The 22,720-nt window shown below is 62.9% G+C and carries 14 protein-coding genes; 5 read left to right on the forward strand and 9 right to left on the reverse strand.

Annotated features, from left to right (window positions below):
* Window positions 1-26: 26 nt before the first annotated feature.
* The 4 genes from F3J15_RS26560 to tssF all read left to right on the forward strand — a co-directional run bounded on the left by F3J15_RS26560 (window position 27) and on the right by tssF (window position 4,569).
* The gene (locus F3J15_RS26560) at window positions 27-1,346 is read left to right on the forward strand and encodes an MFS transporter (RefSeq protein ID WP_089432841.1); all 1,320 of its coding nucleotides are present in this window, start codon (window positions 27-29) and stop codon (window positions 1,344-1,346) included.
* Between the two features lie 229 nt (window positions 1,347-1,575).
* A complete protein-coding gene (locus F3J15_RS26565; RefSeq protein WP_089447851.1) occupies window positions 1,576-2,118 on the forward strand; it encodes a cysteine hydrolase family protein in 543 nt (180 codons plus the stop codon).
* A 94-nt stretch (window positions 2,119-2,212) separates the two neighbouring features.
* Window positions 2,213-2,590, forward strand: coding sequence for a hypothetical protein (locus tag F3J15_RS26570; protein ID WP_144020698.1), 378 nt, complete (start codon window positions 2,213-2,215; stop codon window positions 2,588-2,590).
* Window positions 2,591-2,775: 185 nt separating this feature from the next.
* On the forward strand, window positions 2,776-4,569 hold the full coding sequence (gene tssF, locus F3J15_RS26575; RefSeq protein WP_089447853.1) for a type VI secretion system baseplate subunit TssF: 1,794 nt from the start codon (window positions 2,776-2,778) through the stop codon (window positions 4,567-4,569).
* A gap of 2 nt (window positions 4,570-4,571) precedes the next feature.
* On the opposite strand, the gene F3J15_RS26580 is transcribed toward tssF, so the two are convergent.
* From F3J15_RS26580 to F3J15_RS26620, 9 genes are all read right to left on the reverse strand, one after another.
* Window positions 4,572-4,823: a PAAR domain-containing protein gene (locus tag F3J15_RS26580; RefSeq protein WP_047849812.1), complete on the reverse strand. Its 252-nt coding sequence runs from the start codon at window positions 4,821-4,823 to the stop codon at window positions 4,572-4,574.
* 22 nt (window positions 4,824-4,845) lie between these two features.
* A complete protein-coding gene (locus tag F3J15_RS26585) occupies window positions 4,846-5,706 on the reverse strand; it encodes a hypothetical protein (protein ID WP_124577258.1) in 861 nt (286 codons plus the stop codon).
* Window positions 5,699-8,584 carry a glycoside hydrolase family protein gene (locus F3J15_RS26590; RefSeq protein WP_089447854.1) on the reverse strand — a complete coding sequence of 962 codons (2,886 nt, stop codon included), beginning with the start codon at window positions 8,582-8,584 and terminating at the stop codon, window positions 5,699-5,701. The genes F3J15_RS26585 and F3J15_RS26590 overlap by 8 nt, the downstream gene beginning before the upstream one ends.
* Before the next feature lie 62 nt (window positions 8,585-8,646).
* A complete protein-coding gene (locus tag F3J15_RS26595; protein ID WP_166894973.1) occupies window positions 8,647-11,151 on the reverse strand; it encodes a type VI secretion system Vgr family protein in 2,505 nt (834 codons plus the stop codon).
* A 605-nt stretch (window positions 11,152-11,756) separates the two neighbouring features.
* Window positions 11,757-12,863 carry a porin gene (locus F3J15_RS26600; RefSeq protein ID WP_089447855.1) on the reverse strand — a complete coding sequence of 369 codons (1,107 nt, stop codon included), beginning with the start codon at window positions 12,861-12,863 and terminating at the stop codon, window positions 11,757-11,759.
* 64 nt (window positions 12,864-12,927) lie between these two features.
* Window positions 12,928-13,347, reverse strand: a complete 420-nt coding sequence (locus tag F3J15_RS26605; RefSeq protein ID WP_046548032.1) for a DoxX family protein — start codon at window positions 13,345-13,347, stop codon at window positions 12,928-12,930.
* A 185-nt stretch (window positions 13,348-13,532) separates the two neighbouring features.
* The gene (locus F3J15_RS26610) at window positions 13,533-14,810 is read right to left on the reverse strand and encodes a cytochrome c (protein ID WP_089447856.1); all 1,278 of its coding nucleotides are present in this window, start codon (window positions 14,808-14,810) and stop codon (window positions 13,533-13,535) included.
* Between the two features lie 2 nt (window positions 14,811-14,812).
* Window positions 14,813-16,432, reverse strand: coding sequence for a GMC family oxidoreductase (locus tag F3J15_RS26615; protein ID WP_089447857.1), 1,620 nt, complete (start codon window positions 16,430-16,432; stop codon window positions 14,813-14,815).
* On the reverse strand, window positions 16,432-16,938 hold the full coding sequence (locus F3J15_RS26620; RefSeq protein WP_089485575.1) for a sugar dehydrogenase complex small subunit: 507 nt from the start codon (window positions 16,936-16,938) through the stop codon (window positions 16,432-16,434). Before F3J15_RS26620 ends, F3J15_RS26615 begins: the two co-directional genes overlap by 1 nt.
* Window positions 16,939-17,242: 304 nt before the next feature.
* Between F3J15_RS26620 and F3J15_RS26625 the strand changes: the two genes are divergently transcribed.
* Window positions 17,243-22,720: MG2 domain-containing protein (locus tag F3J15_RS26625; protein WP_166894971.1), on the forward strand; the 5,478-nt coding region annotated here is incomplete at its 3' end.

Consider the following 22,720-nt stretch of genomic DNA (forward strand, 5'->3'; position numbering starts at 1 on the left):
TTTCGCGCCCAACCGGGGAGCCCCACATGGAAACGTCCGCCCTTTCGTTCGCCGGCACGCCGGTCGATGCACGCGCCGCCGCGAAGAAACGCCGGCTGATCGCGGCCGCCGCCGTCGGCAACGCGCTCGAGTTCTACGACTTCACGGTCTACAGCTTCTTCGCCATCCTGATCGGCAAGCTGTTCTTTCCCGTGCATTCACCGTTCGGGCAACTGATGCTCGCGGTGGCGAGCTTCGGCGTCGGCTTCGTCACGCGTCCGCTCGGCGGGCTCGTGATCGGCATGTATGCCGACCGCGCCGGCCGCAAGAAGGCGATGATCCTCACGCTGCTGCTGATGGCGCTCGGCACCGCGACGATCGCGGTCGCGCCGACCTTCGCGCAGATCGGGCTCGCCGCACCGCTGCTGCTCGTGCTCGCGCGCCTGCTGCAAGGGTTCGCGTCGGGCGGCGAAGTCGGCGCGTCGACGACGCTGCTGCTCGAACAGGCGCCGCAGCATCGTCGCGGCTTCTACGCATCGTTCCAGTTCTCGAGCCAGGGGCTCGCCGCGCTCGCGGGCGCGCTGACCGGCGTCGCGCTGACGTCGACGCTGAATGCCGCGCAACTCGAAAGCTGGGGCTGGCGCGTGCCGTTCATCATCGGCACGCTGTTCGTGCCGCTCGGCTACTGGCTGCGCCGCACCGTCGAGGAAGTGCCGGCCGCCGCGCCGGCCGCCGCGCACGACGAGCCGGTCGCCTCGCTGCCGCTCGCCGACGTGTTGCGCCATCACGGCAAGGCGGTATTCGCAGGCCTCGGCGTGACGATCGGCGGCACATCGATCCACTACATCATCGTGTTCTACATGGCGATCTACGGCGTGCAGGTGCTGCACCTGCCGACGTGGTTGTCGATGACGGCCGGCTGCGTCGCGGGCGCGATCCTGATGCTCGTGACGCCGATCGGCGGCCACCTGTCCGACGTCTACGGACGCAACCGGATCGTCTGGTGGACGCGTATCGTGCTGATGGCCGCGATCTACCCGGCGTTCATCGCGCTGAACCGCTGGCCGGGCGCCGCATCGCTGCTGTCGATCATCGCCGCGCTGTCGATCGTGCATGCGATCAACATCGGCGCGACGGGCGCGATGCTCGGCGAACTGTTCCCGCGCGCGGTGCGCGCGACCGGCGGTGCGCTCGTGTACAGCGTCGGCGTCGCGATCTTCGGCGGCTTCGCGCAATTCTTCGTCACGTGGCTGATCGCGGCGACCGGGAATCCGAATGCGCCTGCGTGGTATGCGATCGGCTGCGGCGCGATGACGCTGCTTGCTGTCCGTTGCATGGATGAAAAGGCCGGGAAGGCGCTCGACTGACTGGTGGCCGATGCGCGATGCGCGATTGACGTGGCGCGCGCGCATCGTGCATGATCGCTCCATGCGCCACATCACGACCACCACCTCGACCACGACCCGCACGACCGCCTTCGGCGGGCTCGTGCGGCGAGTGCGCGCAAGGTCGTAGCGCCATCCCTCACAGGCCCCGCCGGTTCCGGACGGGGTCTTGTCGTTTCTCCGTCCGTATCGGCCACTCAGGAGAAACGCAATGCCAGAAGTCTGTTCCCCGAAACGCGCACTGCTCGTCATCGACATGCAGGTCGGCCTGTTTCACGGCCCCGAGCGTCCGTACGACGGCGAACGCGTGCTCGCGAACATCAACCGGTTGATCGATCGCGCGCATGAAGCCGGTGCACCGGTGTTCGCCGTGCGTCACACCGGGCCCGCCGGTTCGCCGATCGCACCCGGCACGCCGCTGACCGCGCTGGTGCCGGAGCTCGCGATCGATACGGCGCGCGACATCGTGTTCGACAAGGCGCAGTCGAGCAGCTTCGCAGGTACGCGACTCGCCGAATGGCTGCGCGAAGCCGGCATCGGCGAGCTCGTCATCGCGGGAATGAAGACCCAGTACTGCGTCGACACGGCCTGCCGCGCCGCCGCCGATCACGGCTTTCGCGCGGTGCTCGTAACCGATGCGCACACCTGCATGGACACGCCGGAGCTGCCGGCCGAGCGGATCGTCGCGCATCACAACGCGACGCTTGGGGGGCCGTTCGCGACGCTGACGACGACCGAGGCGTGCGTGTTCTGACGCACGACGCGCCGATCGGACTGGGGCGCGCGAGAGAGCGCGTTGCGATAACGTCAGCACTGAGCATGCACATCATCGCGTGCCCCGACGGAGCGTGCGACGCATCGCTGCCGCCGAGATACTCGACGTCTCTCAGCAATACGCCTCATTGGCCCCGCAGGTTCCAGACGGGGTCTTTCCGCGTCTCCGTCCATACCGATCACTCTCGAGAACGCGATGGCCGATCCGCTATCTTCAACGCGCACTGTCCATCAGCGACACGCATGCGGGGATGCTTTACGGCCTCGAACGTCCATACGAAGAGAAACGCGTGCTCGCCAACATCACCCTGCCGATCCCGTCCCGCGTCGGCGGCTGCCGCCTCGACTTTATCTCGACGAGCCGCCTCTCGAATTTCACAGTGCGAAACATATTCACGCCGAGATTGAAGGAACGACGGCTGACGCCAAAATCCATCAATATCGGTTACTGAATATCAATCGCATGCGAACGTAAGCGGCTTTTTCCCGCCGTCGTGCAGTTACCGTAATCGCATCGGACTCATATTTTGGCGTCGGACTAATGGGCTGCGAGAACTCGGAGAATGAAGATTCGACTACGATGACCGTTGGATAAGACGACGCACGTCGTGACCTGCAGGGCCTGACGACGTTGAATATGCACGACAAGCTGCGCGGCTACTATGAACAGGAACTGGCGAAGCTGGAAAATCAGTTCGCAACCTTCTCCAACGAATATCCACGAATTGCCGCCCGCCTGAGCTTTACAGGCGGACAGACGGACGACCCGCACGTCCAGCGGATGATGCAGGCATTCGCGTTGATTGCAGCCGAAATCCGGGCCAACCTGGACGACGGCGCACCGAAGTTCACCGAAGCGCTGCTTCATGTCTTGCACCCGCACTACTTGCGACCGTTCCCCGCATGTTCGATCGCTCGCTTCGATCCGATCAAGGAATTACCAGGCAAGCCGGTCGTCTTGCCGCGTGGCATGGAGCTCACGTCGCGCGGCGGGGAAGTTCGCTTTCGAACCGCTTATGACGTAACGCTTGCGCCGATCCGCATCGCAAACGCTCGATTCTCGCGCAGCACCGTCGCACCGGCACAAGTCGCATTGCCGCCGAACACAACCAGCTTCATCTCCATCACGATTGAGCCGACGGTCGCCGCCTCGCCGCTCGGCGCCGTTTCGCCCGACACGCTGCGCGTCCATTTCGCTGGAGAACGCCAGACCGTCGTCGCGCTGCTGGATACGGTCCTGCTACGCGTCCGGGGCGCATTTATCGAAGCGGACGACAGTGGACGGTGGTTGCCAATTGCAGGGATACCGGTCACGCCGGTCGGGTTCGGCCCGAACGATATGCTGCTGCCGTCGCAAAATTCGCCGCTGGTTCAACCGCTGCTGGAATACGTCGGATTTCCGGACAAGTTCGATTTTGTCGACATTCATTTACGCCGATGTCTTAAACCCGACCAAATGAATCGCGCGCTGCGATTAACCCTGCATTTGGCGATCGAAGGTATGCACGCCGATTCGCGGGTCGCGCAAGCGCTCACCCCGCTATCGGCGGACAACATGGGATTGTTCTGTACGCCAATCGTGAACCTTTTTAAGCATATGGGAGTGAAGTCGTCGCGCGGCGAAATCGTCGCGGATTATCCCGTAGTGCCGAAACCGAGCCGACCAGACATACGCGGCATCTATTCGGTTGATGCGGTTCGCGATCTGTCAGACGGGACCGCTATTCCGCCGCTGAATGCGTGGGGCGTCGGGGCCGGCGAACGGTTCTGGATCACGCGCCACGATCCCTACGCGGCAATCCATCACCCCGGACGTGAAACGTCGCTCGTACTGCTACGCGCGGACGGGACAGCGGTGGCGAAAACACCGCTGCAATTGAGTGCAGACCTCACCTGCACGAATCGCGACTGGCCATCGCGGATGCGGATCGGCTCCCTCAAGGGCGATCTGAAAAACGAAAACGATCAAGTGCCTTGCTGGATTACGCTGCTGAAACAGCCGACGCCGACCTATAGCGCGTCCCGTGAGTCGGAAGCGCAGTGGCGCGTGCTCGCACTGACGACAGCCAACCTGACGCAGTTGACACGCGGGGGGTGGCCGGACTTCGTGAAACTTATGCGCCAACTTGCACCGAGCGACCGACGCGCCGAACACGTCGGGGCGATTTCGTTCGTCAAGCGAAACGTCGTCGAGAGACTACTGGCAATCAAGCCGCATTCGGCCCTAGTGAGAGGCTTCGAAATTGTGATGGCGGCAGATGAGAGCGCGTTCATTGAAAACAGCATGGGTACGCTGATCCTTCAGCTCGACCTATACCTGTCGCGGTACGCGCCAGCCAATAGCTTTACGCAGCTCGTCGTGCTATCGAAGAACGACGGCTCCGTGATCGTTCGTTGCCCGACGCGGCCGGGCCTCGCGCCGCTGTTGTAGCGTTACACAAGACTCGAAATCAGGTGACAGCCGCATGTTGCTCGATGGCCGTGTCGAGCAATCGGAATGCCGTTGTCCTTCATCGATTCATCGCCTTCCTCGATGAGGTTCGGTGACACGTCGGGATGCTGCGGACACGACACGCGATCGCCCTTGCGAGCGACATAGCGACCATCGAATTTCATGGTCGATGAGCCCGTTTCGACTTTGCCGCCGTGGTCAGTGTCGTCACCGACGCGAATCAAGTTCATCATGAAATGACCTAGATAGTTTTCGCTAATTTCGACCCATGCCGTCAAGCTTTAGAAGCTGCGCCTTCATTGCATCAAGAATACAGGTAGCATCTTTGCCGCATAAATTTCGCTTCGAAAGCCATTCTCTTTGTTGGCCAATTGCGTCGCCCAGCGACTCCCCGGCCGATTTTCTTTGCTCGATCAATTGTGAAAACGATGTAGCAACGCTTTTATCAAACGATGAAAGCTCATATGAGCCGCATATCTCCATCTCCACTTCACTCTTTGCCTTGTTACAGTTGAAAGATGGATTAGGCTTCGCGTTATCGCGAACCCGTTTTAGAGTGAGAATCGTTTCCCCATACCACCGCAGCAGAAGTTTTCCGGAACTAGGAGAAAACATCCACGCACCACTTTCTTTATTTGATGCCCCCAAACTTCCTTGCCATGGCTGAGCACCACAAAAGACCCGAATAACATCAACCGCCGTTGATCCCGGAATATCAATTTTGTAATTTTTTTCGGTAGCATTTATTGCTGGATTTCCAAATCCAGACATGCTTGATGAAATCAGTTCGCGCAAGCTAGTTTGTGAGGTTTTGCTATTTATTTCGGCACAAGATTGATTTTCAGGGGCGTCAGTCCATATCTGATTTTTTTTAAAAACGAACAGCCTTCCTACCAACCTTGGATCATTCCATCCGTAGCTTGGAGTCCACTCCGCATCAGCATTCAAGTGCACCGACTCTACTTCCCACCGACCTTCAATGACTGGATTCCATTCGGCAGCAATAGCTTGCAACGACTGGAGAAAAATAAATAACCCAACCCACATCAGTTTAAAAATTTCTCGCAATCTTATCAACATGCCACCCCCTATGGACTTACAAGTTCGATCATTCATGATTAATCGGCACACCGTTCATTTCATATCGCCCTTCTTGATACAAATTCACTTCATCATCTCGTCTGTGCACGAGACCGGGAAGCACCGTTCCCTTTGATTTAATGCCCTCTTTAATCTTACTCATTGCAGCGTCAACTTTTCCATCGTTAATCAAATTCGTCACACTGTCCCATCGCGCCGCAGGGTTGTAGGCAAAGCTGACAAGTGCATCAAATTGATTCTGAGAGAGTTCGATTTTTATTGAGCGCCGGACCATTTCCTCATATGGCTTGACGGTATGGCGCAGTAAACCGACCTCTTGCTCATGGGTCAGATCGACCAAGTTTCGATTATTTTTTGCGAAATCATTGGCGTCAGAATCCTGTTTTCCCGCAGCCTTCGCGATACCTGCGGCGGCTTCGTCAGACAGGCCAATGGCTTTCATATCCGCAGCAATCCCTGCCTCGCTGCGCCCCTTCATATCATATCCAGCTCCCAACGTAACTCCGCTTGCTCCGCCGGGCCAATGCAATCGATTAGTCGTGCCAGCCTGCGCCTCGTGTGAAAATATAAACCATAACCCATCGTCAGAAAGAGCGTGACCGATGGTCACCTCTTTCGCCGTGAAATTCCCGATCAACCCAATCGGATGAAGATGCCAAGGAGAAAGGTCCGCGGGGAAGCCGTCGACGCCCTTGATTTGCTCCCACCACTGAAGCTTCGCGAGCCGTTCAAGTTCCGTCTTCCACATCTCGGTCTGCTTCTGCATGAGCGGGGTGAGTTCTTCCCACTTGCCCAGACCGCCACCCCATTCGGTTTCGTTACGCACGACCAGATGCGACACCGCTTCGGCCATCCACGGAGTTTCCAGCGCGTGTTTCAGTTCTTGCGCCGTCACCTTTCCGTCGTGGTCCGTATCGATCGCCTTTTCAATCTTTGTGATGAGTTCGCCAGCGTTGACCTTCGCAGTTTCCCCCAAAAACTCAGTGCCTTCCTCGTCCGCCATATACTGCTCGGTCGTATGAATATGACGTTTGAACATGTCGGCGGGGTTGACGCTGCCGTTGTCCACCAATTCGAAACCCGGCCATTCCCAAGGGCTACGAAGCTGTACGTGAGGGTGATCGGTGTCGCACACCCAGCCAGTCAGGCCGGAGCCGTCCTTCGAGCCAACCGTGATGTTCCACCAATGATGGCCCTTGTCGTCGACCGCGACATTGCCCTCACCGAGTTTGTCGAGTTCAGTACGACGCAGCACGTCACGGAAGTCCGCGCCCGGTCCGCTTGCCTTGGAAACGTCCAGCGGAAAGTTCTGCCATCCCGCAACGTTCGTCGTGCTGATCGTGTTCGCCAGACTGCTTTCGACCCACAGCGGATTGCCAACGTCCGCTAACTTTTGTTGGGCCTTCTGTTTGCCTTTCGCGGGCACGTTAGTCACGCTCTTGGGCTGCACCTTGATCCAGCGCGAACCCTTTTTTACATCGCCTATCGGCACGAGCTTCAACCCCGATTGAGTCAGTTTCTGATCGGGCGTGGGAATTTCGCTGACCAGTTTGGCCCCCGGCTCGATTTCCAGAAGCGGTTTGTTTTTCTCGTTCAATTCTTTCGCACGCGCGCGGCTTCGATCGATGAAGTCCTTCAGGTCCGGCCCCGCGAATACTTCGAGATGCAGCATCGGGTAGTTCGGCTTCGGCGGTATCGGACTGGCTTTCATGGGCCATTGATACTGGCCGACATGCGCGACGACTTCGCCCGCTTTGACGCGTTGCGGCTCCTTCAGGATCACGACCGTATCAAGCGGCTGCGGATCGACAACGGCGTCCAGTTCCCCTTTGAACACGTAGCTCCACTGCGCTTGGGGAGACACCGGCTTACCAACTTCCGCAGACAAAACCGTGCCCGATTTGATGGACTTGATCTTGATCCAGTCCGGGTGGGCGGGATCGCCTTCGCCCGCAATGATTTCGGCCCCGGTCGGTAATATCCCGATAATCTTGCTCTTGCCGTTCGGCAATTCTCGAATATGCAATCCCGTCTCGGGCGGCGGCAGGGCGACATCCTGATCGGTATCGACGGGCGGCGGTGCGTTCTCGTTCGTATTGTTAATCGGCAGATCGTCGGCCCCATCGGTGCGCCTCGCAGGCGGCTGCGCAGGCGCTTTCGGCTTCGGAACGGCTTGCTTGTCCTTCGCCTTGTCGCCCACCCGATAATAGCGGTCGCCTTCCCAATAGGACATCGGCGAGAGAGGTACTTGATTCGGATGCCGGTCGGTTTTCGCTTGTCCAAGCGATTTTTGATAGGTGTTCCAATCCATCGTGTGCATGTACAGGCTGAAGAACACGAGGGGTTTGTCGTTCCCCGGTTTGCTGTTTGCTGGCGCGTGATCGGCCGGAGCGGACGCGGGTGTGGGAGGCGCGGCGGTGGTCGATGCGGGCGCGGGAGCCGACGCAGGAGCCGACGCTGGTTTGGCAGGCTCTTTCGGTGCTGGCTTCGGCGGCAGTTTCAGTTCATGCCGGACCAGTACAAAACCGGTCGAGAAGTGCGCCAGACTATTGTCCGGGTACTTCGTTTCCTCGTATTTCGTGTTCAGCCGGTACGCGACGATCTTACCGTCCGCAATTGCACGCACGCCGCTATCCTGCGTCAGCATTTGCGCACTGCCTTCGTCGAAGTGCACGCCCCCATGCCACATGCCACTGATGCCCAACGGAAAAAAGCCGGTCCCGCACTTCGCGAGCGCCTTGAAATACGTCATCGGGTCCGCCGCGTCGCTCTTGTCTGCGGGCGTGAACGGGTAGGCCCAACTCAGCGGCCTATCAACCGGCTCGGCGTGCTTGGGGGCCGAGTGAGGAGCGGCCGCTGGATGGTGCTTCTTTTTAGGCGTTGTTTTGCTCATGATTCCCGACTCGGATTCGGTTTTCAGAATTTTTTATGTTGATACGATACCGGCTGCGCGATTCAACCGGAGAACAGGGTGAAACGCCCGCCATCGACCGATACCGGCGACGAATGCAGCGGATTTTTCAGCGTACCGCTTGCCGCGCCGGCCTTTTCCCAATCCGCACACTTTTCCACAATCTGGCCTGACGTTGCGTTTTCGATCATGTTCGCCGTCAATTTGATATACGAACCGTTCGCGCCAATCCAGATTTCGTCGGCCGACAGGTACATCTTCTTGCCCGCCGTAATCTTCACATCCTGCGATGCAGCCAAGCTCATCGAATCGTTCTGTGCCTGAAGGTCGATCGGACCACTCGCCGCGTAAATTTTCACTCCGAGTTTTTCCGCAAACAGGCTGATTTGTTCCAGTACGCTGGCAAGCAACGCACGGCCGGCTGCGAGGTTGATGTTCTCGCCGGCGACCACATTGGCCTGCTGGTTTGCTGTGATGTGCGCCGATCCTTGCGTCGATGCGGCAATGCCCTCGGGGCTCGACAGCAGCATGATCGGCTTCGCGAAGCCGTTCGCGTTGCCCGTGCCGCCGCCTGCCGTGCGACCGCCCTTGGTTGTGCCTGCCACCGGGTGTTGCGTCGCGTCGGTGAAGGTCTTCAGCGCGTTGTGGCCGTCTTGCTGGCTTTGCGCCCGATTCGTCTGGCTCGCCTTTGATGTTGTTTCCAGCGTCGCCTCGGCGCGGGTCAGTTGTTCGGTTGCCGCCGTCGCGCTCATCGGTTGCGTCGCGGCGGGTTGCGTCGAAACGTAGAGCCCTTGTTCGGCCCGCACCGCACCGTAGCCCAATGACTTGAGGTCAAAGCCCTGCCCGATGAACGCGCCGCGCGTGTTGCTCGAATGCTGGATCAGATAGCCCAGGTGCAGATGGGAGCTATAGCTCGTCGAGTACAAGTGCACACGGTTCTGCCCGCTGGCGTCGTCCATCATCAGTTGGTTGTAGCCTTCGCCGCCGTATTCGCGCGACAACAAGCCAGAGGTCAGCCCGTGCGTGTGCCATTCGGGCATGCTTTCGCCGCCGTGCATTCTGGACAGGATCACGGGACGATCGCAATCACCGTTGATGAAGCCGATCAAGACTTCGTCGTTCTTGCGCAGTGGAAACATGCCGCCGCGCTTTCGGCCCGCATCGGGCATCGCCGCACGTATCCACGCCGACACGTTCTGGTCGCCGTCATTGAGTCGATTGGACGTCAGCCGCACCTTCGCACGCAGCATCGCATCCGTATAAATCTCTTCGTCCTCGGGACCGCCGACGATGCCCGTCTGAAGCTGCATGATCGGCTTCTTGTGTTCGAACGGACTACGAAACGCGACGCGGCGCCGTTGCGCTTCGATTTCGACGTGGAAGAATCCAACGCCGCCGTCGTCATGGCGCACGGACGAACCCGCACCGCTCGCGCGCGCTTGCTCGACTTCAGCGCGCAGGCTCCTGCGAAAACGCATCAGGTTCTCGAGTCCCGGCACGTTATTCTGGATGAGCCAGTTCACCGAGAGAATCGCCATTTCGCGATCCTGATCCGGTTGTGCGTCATGCACCGGGTGCCCGGTCAGCACCCCATAGCAGCCAGGCCATGCGCAACGCAATGCGCCCACGCCGTAGAAGCGTTGCGCGCGTGAGCGCCATTCCTCGGTGACAACGTTTGCCTGAGCCTCGCCCATGTCGCGATCGGACCACGTATGCGACCCGGTGTATTCGTACTGCTCACCCAGCCCCGGTACATCGTCAAGATCGAACGCAGGCATCGTGACGTGCTTCGAAAGATCCGGACGCTTGTAGTCGAACGTACCTGTGTCGAGTTCGGCCGACTGGATTTCCTGCGAATCGATCCACTCGCTAAGACCATCGAATTCTTCGTTCTGCACTGAGCGGCTAAACAAAATGGTCTTTTGCTTCAACTCGGGAACCGAGAAAAGATCGTCCATGATGACGACCTTGTGCGACTTGCCGTCCTGCGCGATATCGAAACGCGGAAAAAGGCCGAGTTCTTCAAATGTACGGTGGACGTAGTTCCAGTCGGATTCCCATTGCATCCGCTGCGAATACGAGCGCAATGCCTGACGCAGTTGCCACGTAAAGTTACCGGCCGCCTGCGGATACTTCCCAAGCACATCGGACACGGTTTGTTGCGCAGGAGTCTCGATCCAGTCGCGCCGGTCGCTGCCGAGCCGCAGCAGCGCGAGGAACGAATTGAATCGGAGCTGGTAATAGGTGTTGGCTCCGTCCCCGCCCAAGCGACTGAACGCAGTCACATAACCGTGAATCGGCATTTCGCTGCCGTCCGTCTGCCGAATCCACAGCGTCACGGATTGCCGGATCAGTGCCTTCGCCTGAATCGTTTCGAGTCGCGTCGACGTTGCGTCGATCGTGAATTCGAAGTCTCGCCCGAGGCAAGCACGCCCACGGACATAGAGCGGGACCAGCCAGTCTTCGCCAAGCGGCGTATCGAGGCGGACAATGCGTCCGTGTTGCACGTATTGCGTGCGCAGCGCCTTGTTCAGGAGATCGGAAACCATCAAACTACCCCGTACCGTGTAGTAACAAAAACGGCCGCCGAGCATCGCCGGGCGGCAGATTGGTATCTCTTCGCAATAGGAAACGGCCCAGAATTTTTTCTGGCCCCTACAGAGGCCTTCGGCATAGACACGATTCAAACCACATCTGGCCGAACCGGAATTCATCATATCAAAACGAACTCGGATGTGGCTTACGTCATGCTTTCGCGCAAATCGATGCCGTCAGGCGGTACCGGCACGCAGCCCGTGGGCCACGGCATTCGCTAACGACAGCGCCCACCGTAGCTCGGGCCAGCCAGATAGCGATAAATCGAATAACCGCCGTTTACCTCGAAGCCTCTAGTCCATAAACGTCAGAAACCGTGAATCCATCGAGCGCGAACTCCCCGCAACGCAATGCTCGCGCAAGCCATGCGCCCTCTGCGGGCCAATGGATAGTCGAGCAACGTGCGGTTGGGTACGTGAGAACTGCCGCGGCCGATACGATGCCTCTGATTCCTCCGCCCGACATCGGCATGCTTGCCAGAACGCTTCGCAAGCGCTGTAAACGCAAAAGGCACGGGTTCAATCACCCGTGCCTTTTGCGTATCTGGCGTTGCCTACCTTCAGAACGTATGCATCATCCCCACATACGCACCCGTCTGCGACTCACCCGTCATCGGGCTCGTCCCCGACGTCGCGTCGCGCGGCGTCGCGAGCAGCGAGAAATTCGAGTTGCCGCCGTTTCGCACATACGCGACCGTGCCATAAAGGAACGTGCGCTTCGACAGGTTGTACGTCGTGCCGAGCACGTACATCATCGCGTGCCCCGACGGATCGTGCGACGCATCGCCGCCGCCGTCACCCACCTTCACGTAGTACCCGCCGCCCGTCACGGCCCATTGCGGCGTCGCGGTGTAAGTCGCGCCGAGCCAGTAGTGATCGGCGCGATCGGCCACACCTGCCGGGCTGTCCGGCGCCTGGTAGTGCGTATATGCGCCCTGGATCTTGAACTTCGACACCTTCACGTTCGCGCCGACGAAATACTCGCGCGACGCGGTGAAGATGTTGCTGAACTTGCCGTTGTTGTCGCGCAGTTCGTCGTAGATGCCACGCACGTCGAGCAACGGCGAGTGGTACGAGATCATGATCCCGTCCGAGCGGCCGAAATCGTCGGCCGCGCCGTAGTTGAAGCCGCGCGACTGGTTGCCGAACGCGTATTGCGCCTGCACGTCGAAGCCGCCGATCACCGGGCTGTGATATTCGATGTTGTTGCTGGTCTGCTGCCAGTTACGGCCGCGCACGAGCGATGCGGACGAAAACGCCTGCTGCACGAACGGGTCGAATTCCCACACGCCGTCGCTGTCGATGAACAGGTTGCGGCCGGCCTGCAGCTGGCCCCACGTGTTGCTCTTCAGTCCGACGTACGCGCGACGCGACCACATGCGGCCGCCGCCCGTCTGGCCGTTCATCACCTGGAACGCGGTTTCCAGGTTGAAGACCGTCGACAGCCCGCCGCCGAGATCCTCGATGCCTTTCAGCCCGAACATGCTGGTGCCCCAGTCGCCGCTTTCGGCGCTCCAGCGGGTCCCGCTGCCGCCATTCGGCTTCGCGATGTGGTTCAGGTATTCGATGCCGCCGTCGACGCGGCCGTACAGCGTGACGCTCGTCTGTGCAAAAGCGGCCGCCGGTGTGGCAGCCGCGATCAGCCATGCGAAATATTTGAGTCGCAAAATGATGCCCCCCTCGGAGTCTCGACCTTCCAGCGCGTGCCCCATGCGCGCGCCCCGGGTCCGTTTATCCGCGATCGATCGAAAAGCGACCAGGGCCCGCCGCGCAAAGCGCGAGCAGGCCGCCGGCGATCGCGATGTTCTTGTAGAAATGAATCATGTTGTTGATCTGCTCGCCGCCCGTCATCGTCCAGTAGTGGTGGCCGATGATGCCAGTGCCGATCGTATAGAGCGCCAGCAGAAGCGCGAGCGCCCGCGTCTGGAAACCGACCAGGATCGCGATCCCGACGAACAGCTCCATCACGACGGAGATCGCGGCGGAGATGATCGGCGCGGGCGCGCCTTCGGAACCCATGAACGCGATGGTCCCGGGGAAATCGACGATCTTCTTCCAGCCGAACATGATGAACAGGATCACGAGCAGGATCCGGGCAAGCAGCAGCAGCACATCGCGCTGGGACGCGAGAAACGGTTGATTCGGTGTCATGGTATCGATCAACGAAAACGATGCGCGTGGCGGGAACCGCCCCGGCGCACCGGATTGCGAATGAACCAGGACGGGCGGCCGCCTGCGCCGCCCGCCCCGCTCTGCAACAACCGGCATCGGGCAACAACCCGATGTGCTGTGCTCCTCCTCTTGTCAGTTATCGCCCTGCTTCGTCACGTGCCGCATCAGCGCAGCTTCGCGACGTCCTGCTCGGTCACCTTCGCGGCCGGATTGCCGAACTGCCCGGTCAGGTAGTTCGACAGCGCGGCGATCTGCGCATCCGACAGCTCGTGGCGGAATGCCGGCATCCCGACGTCCTCGCTGCCGGCCTTGCGCTGCACGCCGTTCAGGATCACCTGCACGAGGTTGGTCGGATTCGATGCGCCGACCGTCGAGTTGTGGAACAGCGGCGGGTAATAGCCGTCCGGCGTGCCCTTGCCCTGCATCTGGTGGCAGGTCGCGCAGTTGCCGAGATAGAGCCGCGCCGGATCGATGCCCGACGTTGCCAGCGGCACGCCGCGAAGCTTCTCGCCGTCGTCGGACGGCTTGCCCCACGACGCGCGCGACTGCTTCGCATCGCCGCTGGCGACGGCCGGCACCGTGCGAATGTACGTCGAGATCGCGCCGATGTCGGCTTCCGTCATCTTCGAGAAGCTGTGCTCGATCGCCTCGGCCATCGGGCCGGCCGCCTGCGCGAGGCCCGGCACGCTGCCGGTGCGCAGGTACTGGACGAGCTGCTGCTGCGTCCAGCCGCCGATCCCCGCGTTGGCGTCGGACGTGATGTTGTAGCCGTCCCAGCCCGCGAGCACCGAGCCCGACAGGAAGCTGCCGCCCGTCTCGTCGAGCGACTTCTCCTGCATCGCGATGCCGCGCGGCGTGTGGCACGTGCTGCAGTGAGCAAGACCCTGGACCAGATACGCGCCGCGGTTCCACTCGGCGCTCTGCGCCGGCTTCGGCTGGTATACACCGTCCTTCAGGAACAGCCAGTTCCAGATCTTCAGCGGCCAGCGCATGCTCAGCAACGCGGGGATCTCGTTCTTCGGCGGCGCCTGCTTGACCGGCTCGACGCCGTGCATGAAGTACGCGTACAGCGCCTTCACGTCGTCGTCGTTGATCTTCGCGTACGACACGTACGGCATCGCCGGATACAGGTTGTCGCCGTTCTTCGACACCCCGTGGCGCACCGCGCGCTCGAAGTCCTCGGCCGACCAGTTGCCGATGCCCGTCTCGGGATCGGGCGTGATGTTGCTCGTGTAGATCTTGCCGAGCATCGGGACCGGCATGCCGAGACCGCCCGCGAACGGCTTGCCGCCCTTCGCGGTGTGGCACGCCATGCAGTCGCCCGCGACCGCGAGATATTCACCGCGCTTGACCAGCGCCGGATCGGCCGCATCGGCCGCGCGTACGAGACCCGGCAGCGCGAGGCAGCCGGCGAGGAGGAAGGTGAGAGTAGATTTCCGCACGGTCAGACTTCCTTCTTCAGCGTGTCCGACATCCGCAGCGCAAGCGCCGCGATCGTCAGCGTCACGTTCACCGTACCGACGGTCGGCATCGTCGAGCTGCTCGAGATGAACAGGTTCGGATGGTCGAACGTGCGGCAGTCCTTGTCGACGACCGAGTCGCGTGCATCCGCGCCCATGATCGTCGCGCCCGTGATGTGGTTGTTCGGCGCGAACTCGTCGTTGAAGACGACTTCGGTACCGCCCAGCACCTTCGCGGCCGTCGCGTAGACCTCGCGCGTGTGCACGGCGCCGCGCTTCACGTAGTCGTCGATCGCGTACGTGATCTCGGGGCGCGGGATGCCGACCGCGTCGGTGGCCGTCTTGCTCGGCACGATGCGGTTCTCGGGTTGCGGCAGGATCTCGTGGAAGCAGTCGAACTGCACGTAGCGGGCGGAACGGTCGCGGATCTGCGCGTCGAGCTCGTCGGGCTTTATCAGCTTGCCGCTCTTGAAGATCTTCTGCGTTTCCTGGTTGATGCGCGACATGTTCGACAGGTGGATCTTCTTCGCGGCTTCGGTCGCGCGGAACGGGCCGTCACGGAAACCGATCAGCGACGTCATCTCCTGCGGGCCGCGGCCCGGCCACAGCTTCTCGTTCGCGTAGAACGACACGCCGGTGCCCGGGTGGTCCATCAGGTTGCGGCCGACCATGTCCGAGCTGTTCGCGACACCGTTCGGGAAATCGCGGTTCGCGGACATCAGCAGGATCTTTGGCGTCTCGATGCCGTTCGCGGCGATCACGAAGTACTTGCCTTCGACGCGATGGTCGGCGCCCGTCTTGTCCTTGTAGACCGCGGCGGTGATGCGCTTGTCCGGCCCGGTCTCGAGCTTGTAGACAACCGCGCTGTCGATCAGCTTCGCGCCTGCCTGCTCGGCTTTCTCGACGTGGACGATGCCGTTGTACATCGCGCCGATCGGGCAGATCGGCATGCAGTTGTTGTTCCCGCAACAAGTCGGCCGCCCGTCGTACGGGCGGCTGTTGCGCGCGACCGGCTCGGTCACCACGTGGAACTTCGGGTCATAGCCGTTGAGCGCGCTCTTGATCGTCTGCTCGTTGAACGACAACGGCAGCGGCGGCATCGGGTACGGCTGCTTGCGCGGCGAGTACAGGTCTTCCTCGGGGCCCGGGCCCCACACGCCGAGTTCCTCTTCGGCGCGCTGGTAGTAATGCTCGATGTCGTCGTACTGGATCGGCCAGTCACGGCCGACGCCGTACACGGTCTTCATCTTGAAGTCGTTCGGGATGAAGCGCCACGCCGACGCGGCCCAGTGCCACGTCGTGCCGCCCACCGCGCGGATGTACTGCGAGTTGAACTTGTGCTCGCCCTTCAGGATCAGGTAGTCGTTCGGCGGGCCGTATTCCGGATGCGGCGCCCACGCGCTCGACGGGTACGGCGCCATGAAATCGGTCTTGTCGACCTGGTTGCGGAAGCGCTCGACGATTTCCCAGCGCGGCATGCGCGGGCCGGCTTCCAGCAGGATCACGGATTTACCCGCCATCGCGAGCTGGTGTGCAACGATCGCGCCGGCGACACCCGACCCGACGACGACGACGTCGGCCTTTTGCGTATCGGTATCGGCCATCAGGCTTGCCTCTCGATCGGTTTTTCGGCCCAGAAGCCGGGTTTGTTGGGGCAATACGACGGGATCACGAGCGTATCGGATACGGCGCTGAACATTAATGCTTCTTCGTAGGTAATCACGACGTTGTCGACAATGCCGAGATACCACGCTTCAAGAATCTTCAGCGCGAGTGCTTCCTGGTCAGGATTCAGCGAACCGGACGCGAGTGCGCCGGCGAGTTGCGGCAGGCCGTCGGCCGTCTTGAACGAACCCTTCTGCAAGGCCTGCAGGAAGCGCTGGCCGAGCACGCGGCTCAGCCCCTTCTTGCCTGTCACTGCTTCGGAGAGCGTCATGAACGTGTCGAGCGGCGCGGTGCCGGGATCGTCGGCCAGGGCCCGCAACGCCAGCGAGCCCGTGAGGCCCGCTGCCGTCAGCGCCAGTGCGCCCTGCAGCCATTGACGCCGTGTGATGCCTGTTACGGCTGCGTCGCCCGTGCGACGCGAGTGGGGAGTGTTGTCGTTGTGCATGTTTCCTTCTCTCGAACACCGGATTCGGGAAAACCACGCTTGATATTTCTCAAACATTGGCGCGGACCTGAAATGTACGCGCACAAATCGGATCGAACAATCTTTTTATAGTCCATTAAATGTTCCGCAATCCGAGACAATCGACATTTCGCTGCATTTTTGTGTCGTTGACGCGACAAATCTGCGGCACGCACACCAGTGTCGCACGCCGACGACACACTGTGCAGCGCAATGCGCACGCAGGTCGGTCGGTTAGAATCGCGTGCAATCAAACAGAAAGCTTCCCTCCGAGGGCAATCGAGCGATGAAGCAGCACGACAAACAGAACAAAGCAAAACGAACCAACCACACCACCCGGCTGCTCTGGCGCATCGGCGCCGTCGCGGCGCTCGGCGGCGCCACCGCGCTGTCGCTGCATGCGGGTGCGGCGCGCACGGTGAGCGTGTCGCCGCAAGGCACCGTCACCGAGGTCCGGCAAACCGTCGTCAAGTTCGACGAACCGATGGTCGCGTTCGGCTCGGCCTCCGCGCCGAATCCCGCACGCGTCACCTGCAACGATTCCACGGCCGCGCGCGGCCAGGGTCACTGGCTCGACGACAAGACCTGGGTTTACGATTTCGAAAACGACCTGCCGCCCGGCGTGCGCTGCTCGGTCGCGCTCAACGACACGTTGCGCTCGGTCGCCGGCAACGCGGCCAGCGGCCCGCGCCGCTTCACGTTCCAGACGGGCGGTCCGTTCCCGGTGAACGTCCGTCCCGGCTCGCGCGAGATCGAGGAACGGCAGGTGTTCGTGCTGAAGCTGAACGGCCCGGCCGAACCGCGCTCGGCGCTCGCGAACATCTGGTGCGAAGCAGCCGGCATCGGCAACCGCATTCCCGTCACGGCCGCCGACGACGATGCACGCAACGCACTGCTCGATCACTTCGGCCTGAAGAAGGATGCCGCGCGCGTGCTGACGCTGTCGTGCGCCCAGGCACTGCCGGCGAGCGCGAAGATGCAGCTCGTATACGGCAAGGGCGTCACGAGCCCGAGCGGGATCCCGAACGAAACGGAACGGCGCTTCGACTTCACCGTGCGGGCGCCGTTCGCCGCGAGCTTCTCGTGCGAACGCGAGAACGCGAAGGCGCCCTGCACGCCGCTGCGCCCGCTCACGCTGTCGTTCAACGCACCGATCTCGCGCAAGAACGCCGAGGCGATCAAGCTGCGCGGCCCTGACGGTTCGCTCGCGCCGACCTTCGCGGCCGACGACAAGAGCGAGGAAGTCACCACCGTCACGTTCAACCCGCCGCTGCCCGAACAGGCCGCCCTGACGATCGAATTGCCGTCGGGCCTGCGCGACGTGACCGACCGTTCGCTGTCCAACGCCGACCTGTTCCCGCTCGCGACGCGCACCGCGCCGATGCCGCCGCTCGCGAAATTCTCGTCGGGCACCTTCGGGATCGTCGAGCGCTTCGCCGAACCCGATTCGCCCGCGCTCGTGCCCGTCACGCTGCGCAACGTCGAGGCCGACCTGCATATCGACGGCCTCAACACCCAGGGCGCGCAGTTTTCGAACCTGAAGGTCGACGACGACACCGCGATCCGCCAGTGGATGCGCACCGTCGACCGCTTCGACAACTGGTCGATGACGGCCGGCTCGATCGACAGCCAGATTCCCGGCCTGCTCGAACGCAAGGGCCAGCATCCTGTTTACGTGCCGCGCGAAGCCGGCGAAAAGGCGCCCGCGCCGAAGGATCGCCGCATCGACGTGCGCTCGCTGACGCTGCTCAAGGGCCAGCCCGGCGTGCAGGCGCTGACGCTGCCGAAGGCGGACCCGAAGGCGCTGCGCCCGTTCGAGGTCGTCGGCGTGCCGATCGACAAGCCCGGCTTCTATGTGCTCGAACTCGCGTCGCCCGCGCTCGGCCGCTCGCTGCTCGCGAAGCCGTCGAGCATGTACGTGCGCACCACGGTGCTCGTCACCAACCTCGGCGTGCACCTGAAACAGGGCCGCGAGAACAACCTCGTGTGGGTCACGACGCTCGACAAGGGCAAGCCCGTGCCGAACGCGCAGATCCGCGTGTCGGACTGCAACGGCGACGAGATCGCATCCGGCAAGACCGATGCGCAGGGCCTGCTGAAGATCGACGGCGCGTTCGAATCGAAGCGCGCATGCAGTTCGTCCGATTCGGAGCAACGCTTCGACGACTACTTCGTGTCGGCCCGCGTGAACGATCCGAAGACGGGCCCCGACATGGCGTTCGTCAGCTCGGGCTGGAACCGCGGGATCGAATCGTGGCGCTTCAACGTGCCGACCGACACGGACAGCGCACGAACCGTGCGCGCGCATACGGTCTTCGACCGCACGCTGCTGCGCGCCGGCGAAACCGTGTCGATGAAGCATTTCATCCGCGCCGAGACGCTGCAGAGCCTCGCGTTCCCGTCGCAATACCCGACGCGCGTGACGATCCGCCATCTCGGCACGGGCCAGACCTACAAGCTGCCGCTCACGTGGGCAGCCGACCACAGCGCGGACACGCAGTTCACGCTGCCGGCCGCCGCGAAGCTCGGCGAATACAGCGTCGAACTCGAAGGCGGCCCGGAAGACGCACCGACCGCCACCTATTACAGCGGCAGCTTCCGCGTCGAGGCGTTCCGCCTGCCGGTGCTGAAGGGGTCGATCGGCGCGCGCGACGCGCAGAAGAGCCCGCTCGTCGCCGTGAAGGAAGCGCCGCTCGCGGTGCAGATCGACTACGTGTCGGGCGGCGGCGCATCGAACCTGCCGGTGCAGGTGTCGGCACTGATGAAGTGGACCTCGCCGCCGTTCGCGGATCGCTTCGAGGATTTCAGCTTCACGCCGTACCGCCCCGACCGGAGCGACGGCAATGCCGACGACGATTCGCAGGACGGCGACAACGCGTCGGCGTCGAACAACGATCCCGACGCGACGAAGCTGATCGCCGACAAGCTGCCGCTGACACTCGACCGAAACGGCGCGGGCTCGGTCACGCTCAAGGGCCTGCCCGACGTCGACGCACCGAAGCGCATCGCGCTCGAAGCGACGTTCGCCGACCCGAACGGCGAAGTGCAGACGATTCGCGGCGACACGATCCTGTGGCCGGCCGCGGTGGTGGCCGGCATCAAGGCGGGCCGCTGGGTATCGGTCGGCCAGCGCGTGCCCGTGCAGGCACTGGCGGTCGACCTGCAAGGCAAGCCGCGCGCGTCGGTGCCGATCGAGATCAAGGGCATCGCGCGCATCACGACGTCGTCGCGCAAGCGGATGGTCGGCGGCTTCTATGCGTACGACAACAAGAGCGACACGCGCGACCTCGGCGTGCTGTGCTCGGGCAAGACCGACGACAAGGGCCGCATGGCCTGCGACGCGACGCTCGAACAGGCCGGCAACGTGCAGCTGATCGCGGTCGCCAAGGACGGCGACGGCCGCACGTCGAACGCATCGACGTCGGTGTGGGTCACGCGCGAGGACGAACTCTGGTTCGGCGGCGACAACACCGACCGGATCGACGTGATCCCCGAGAAAACCGCGTACGAACCGGGCGAAACCGCCCGCTTCCAGGTACGCATGCCGTTCCGCTACGCGACCGCGCTGGTCGCGGTCGAACGCGGCGGCGTGATGGAAACGCACATCGTCGAGCTGAACGGCAAGAACCCGACGGTCGACCTGAAGGTCGGCGAATCGTGGGGGCCGAACGTCTACGTGTCGGTGCTCGCGCTGCGCGGCCGGATTCGCGAAGTGCCGTGGTACTCGTTCTTCACGTGGGGCTGGAAGGCACCGGTCGAATGGGCGCGCGCGTTCTGGCGCGAAGGCCGCCACTATGAAGCGCCGACCGCGTTCGTCGACCTGTCGAAGCCCGCGTTCCGCTACGGCCTCGGCGAGATCAAGGTCGGCACGGGCGTGCATCGACTCGGCGTGACCGTGACGACGGACGCGACGCGCTACACGGTGCGCAGCAAGGCGCAGGCGCACGTGAAGGTCACGCTGCCGAACGGCCAGCCCGCGCCGGCCGGCACGCAGATCGCGGTCGCGGCCGTCGATGAAGCGCTGCTCGAACTGATGCCGAACAACAGCTGGGACCTGCTCGACGCGATGCTGCGGCGACGCGCGTACGGCGTCGAGACATCCACGGCACAGATGGAAATCGTGGGCCGCCGACACTTCGGCCGCAAGGCCGTGCCCGCCGGCGGCGGTGGCGGCAGCGCGCCGACGCGCGAGCTGTTCGACACGCTGCTGCTGTGGAATCCGCGCGTGACGCTGGATGCCAATGGCAGCGCGACCGTCGAGGTGCCGCTGAACGACGCGCTCACGCGCTTCCGGATCGTCGCGATCGCGGCGGTCGGCCCCGACCGCTTCGGCACCGGCAGCACGTCGATCCGCAGCACGCAGGATCTGCAGCTGATCTCCGGCCTGCCGCCGCTCGTGCGCGAAGGCGACGCGTTCCGTGCGCAGGTCACGCTGCGCAACACGACCGACCGCGCGATGCAGGTCGTCGTGACGCCGCGCGTGACGGGCCTCGACGTCGCGCCGCAAACCGTCTCGCTCGCGGCCAACACGGCCACCGAGGTCGCGTGGACGATCACCGTGCCCGAGCAGGCGCTCGACGCGGCCGGTGCGCTGAACTGGCGCATCGAAGCGGCCGAACAAGGCGGCAAGCGCGCGTCCGACGCGCTGGCGGTCGCGCAGAAGGTCGTGCCCGCGCTCCCGGTCACGGTCCAGCAGGCGACCCTCGCGCAAGTCGACGGCACGCTGACGGTGCCGATCGCCTCCCCGGCCGGCGCGGCGAACAACGCGCAAGGCCTGCCGCGCGGCGGCATCGCCGTGTCGCTGCAGTCGAAGCTCGCCGACGGGCTGCCCGGCGTGAAACGCTGGTTCGAGCGCTATCCGTACCGCTGCCTCGAACAGCAGACGTCGCGCGCGATCGGCCTGCGGGACCCCGCGCAATGGCAGGCGCTGATCGCACGCATGCCCGTCTATCTCGACAGCGACGGGCTCGCGAGCTACTTCCCGCCGTCGTCCGACGATTCGCATGCCGGCAGCGCGACGCTGTCGTCGTACCTGCTCGTGGTGTCCGACGAGGCGAGCCGTCTCGACCCGCGCTTCGCGCTGCCGGAAGACCTGCGCACGCAGCTCGAGGCCGGGCTCGCCCGTTTCGTCGACGGCCGCCTCGAGCGCAACACGTGGGCGCCGCGCCAGGATCGCGACCTGCGCAAGCTCGCCGCAATCGAGGCGCTGTCGCGCTACGGCGCCGCGCAGGGCCGCATGCTCGGCTCGATCGAGATCGCGCCGAACCAGTGGCCGACTTCCGCGGTGATCGACTATCACGCGATCCTGACGCGCGTGAAGGACATCCCGCAACGCGACGAGAAACGCGCGCAGGTCGAACAGATCCTGCGGGCACGCCTGACGTACCAGGGCACGCAACTCGTGTTCTCGACCGCACGCGACGACGACCTGTGGTGGCTGATGACCAGCAACGAGACCAACGCGGCGCGTCTCGCGCTGGAATTCGCGGGCGACCCGGCGTGGAAGGACGAGATGCCGCGCGTGACGGCCGGCCTGCTCGCGTTGCAGCGCCAGGGCGCCTGGCAGACCACGACGTCGAACGCGCTCGGCCTGCTCGCGGTCGAGCGCTTCTCGCGCACCTACGAGAGCACGCCGGTGGCCGGTGCGACGAAGGTCGCGCTCGACGGCGACGCGCGCACGATCTCGTGGTCGCTGGCGTCGGCCCCCGCGTCCACGCCCGCCGACACGCCGGCATCGGCCACCCCGGCCACCCGCGCCGCCGCG

It is taken from the genome of Burkholderia sp. Ap-955 (assembly GCF_011753045.1).
Lineage (GTDB): Bacteria > Pseudomonadota > Gammaproteobacteria > Burkholderiales > Burkholderiaceae > Burkholderia > Burkholderia lata_D.

Bases quoted from the DNA above. Each gene is read 5' to 3' on its own strand.
- F3J15_RS26590 (WP_089447854.1), bottom strand. From the start codon at position 8,584: ATGAGCAAAACAACGCCTAAAAAGAAGCACCATCCAGCGGCCGCTCCT.
- F3J15_RS26585 (WP_124577258.1), bottom strand. From the start codon at position 5,706: ATGAATGATCGAACTTGTAAGTCCATAGGGGGTGGCATGTTGATAAGA.
- F3J15_RS26560 (WP_089432841.1), top strand. From the start codon at position 27: ATGGAAACGTCCGCCCTTTCGTTCGCCGGCACGCCGGTCGATGCACGC.
- F3J15_RS26595 (WP_166894973.1), bottom strand. From the start codon at position 11,151: ATGGTTTCCGATCTCCTGAACAAGGCGCTGCGCACGCAATACGTGCAA.
- F3J15_RS26620 (WP_089485575.1), bottom strand. From the start codon at position 16,938: ATGCACAACGACAACACTCCCCACTCGCGTCGCACGGGCGACGCAGCC.
- F3J15_RS26615 (WP_089447857.1), bottom strand. From the start codon at position 16,432: ATGGCCGATACCGATACGCAAAAGGCCGACGTCGTCGTCGTCGGGTCG.
- F3J15_RS26580 (WP_047849812.1), bottom strand. From the start codon at position 4,823: ATGATGAACTTGATTCGCGTCGGTGACGACACTGACCACGGCGGCAAA.
- F3J15_RS26565 (WP_089447851.1), top strand. From the start codon at position 1,576: ATGCCAGAAGTCTGTTCCCCGAAACGCGCACTGCTCGTCATCGACATG.
- F3J15_RS26605 (WP_046548032.1), bottom strand. From the start codon at position 13,347: ATGACACCGAATCAACCGTTTCTCGCGTCCCAGCGCGATGTGCTGCTG.
- tssF (WP_089447853.1), top strand. From the start codon at position 2,776: ATGCACGACAAGCTGCGCGGCTACTATGAACAGGAACTGGCGAAGCTG.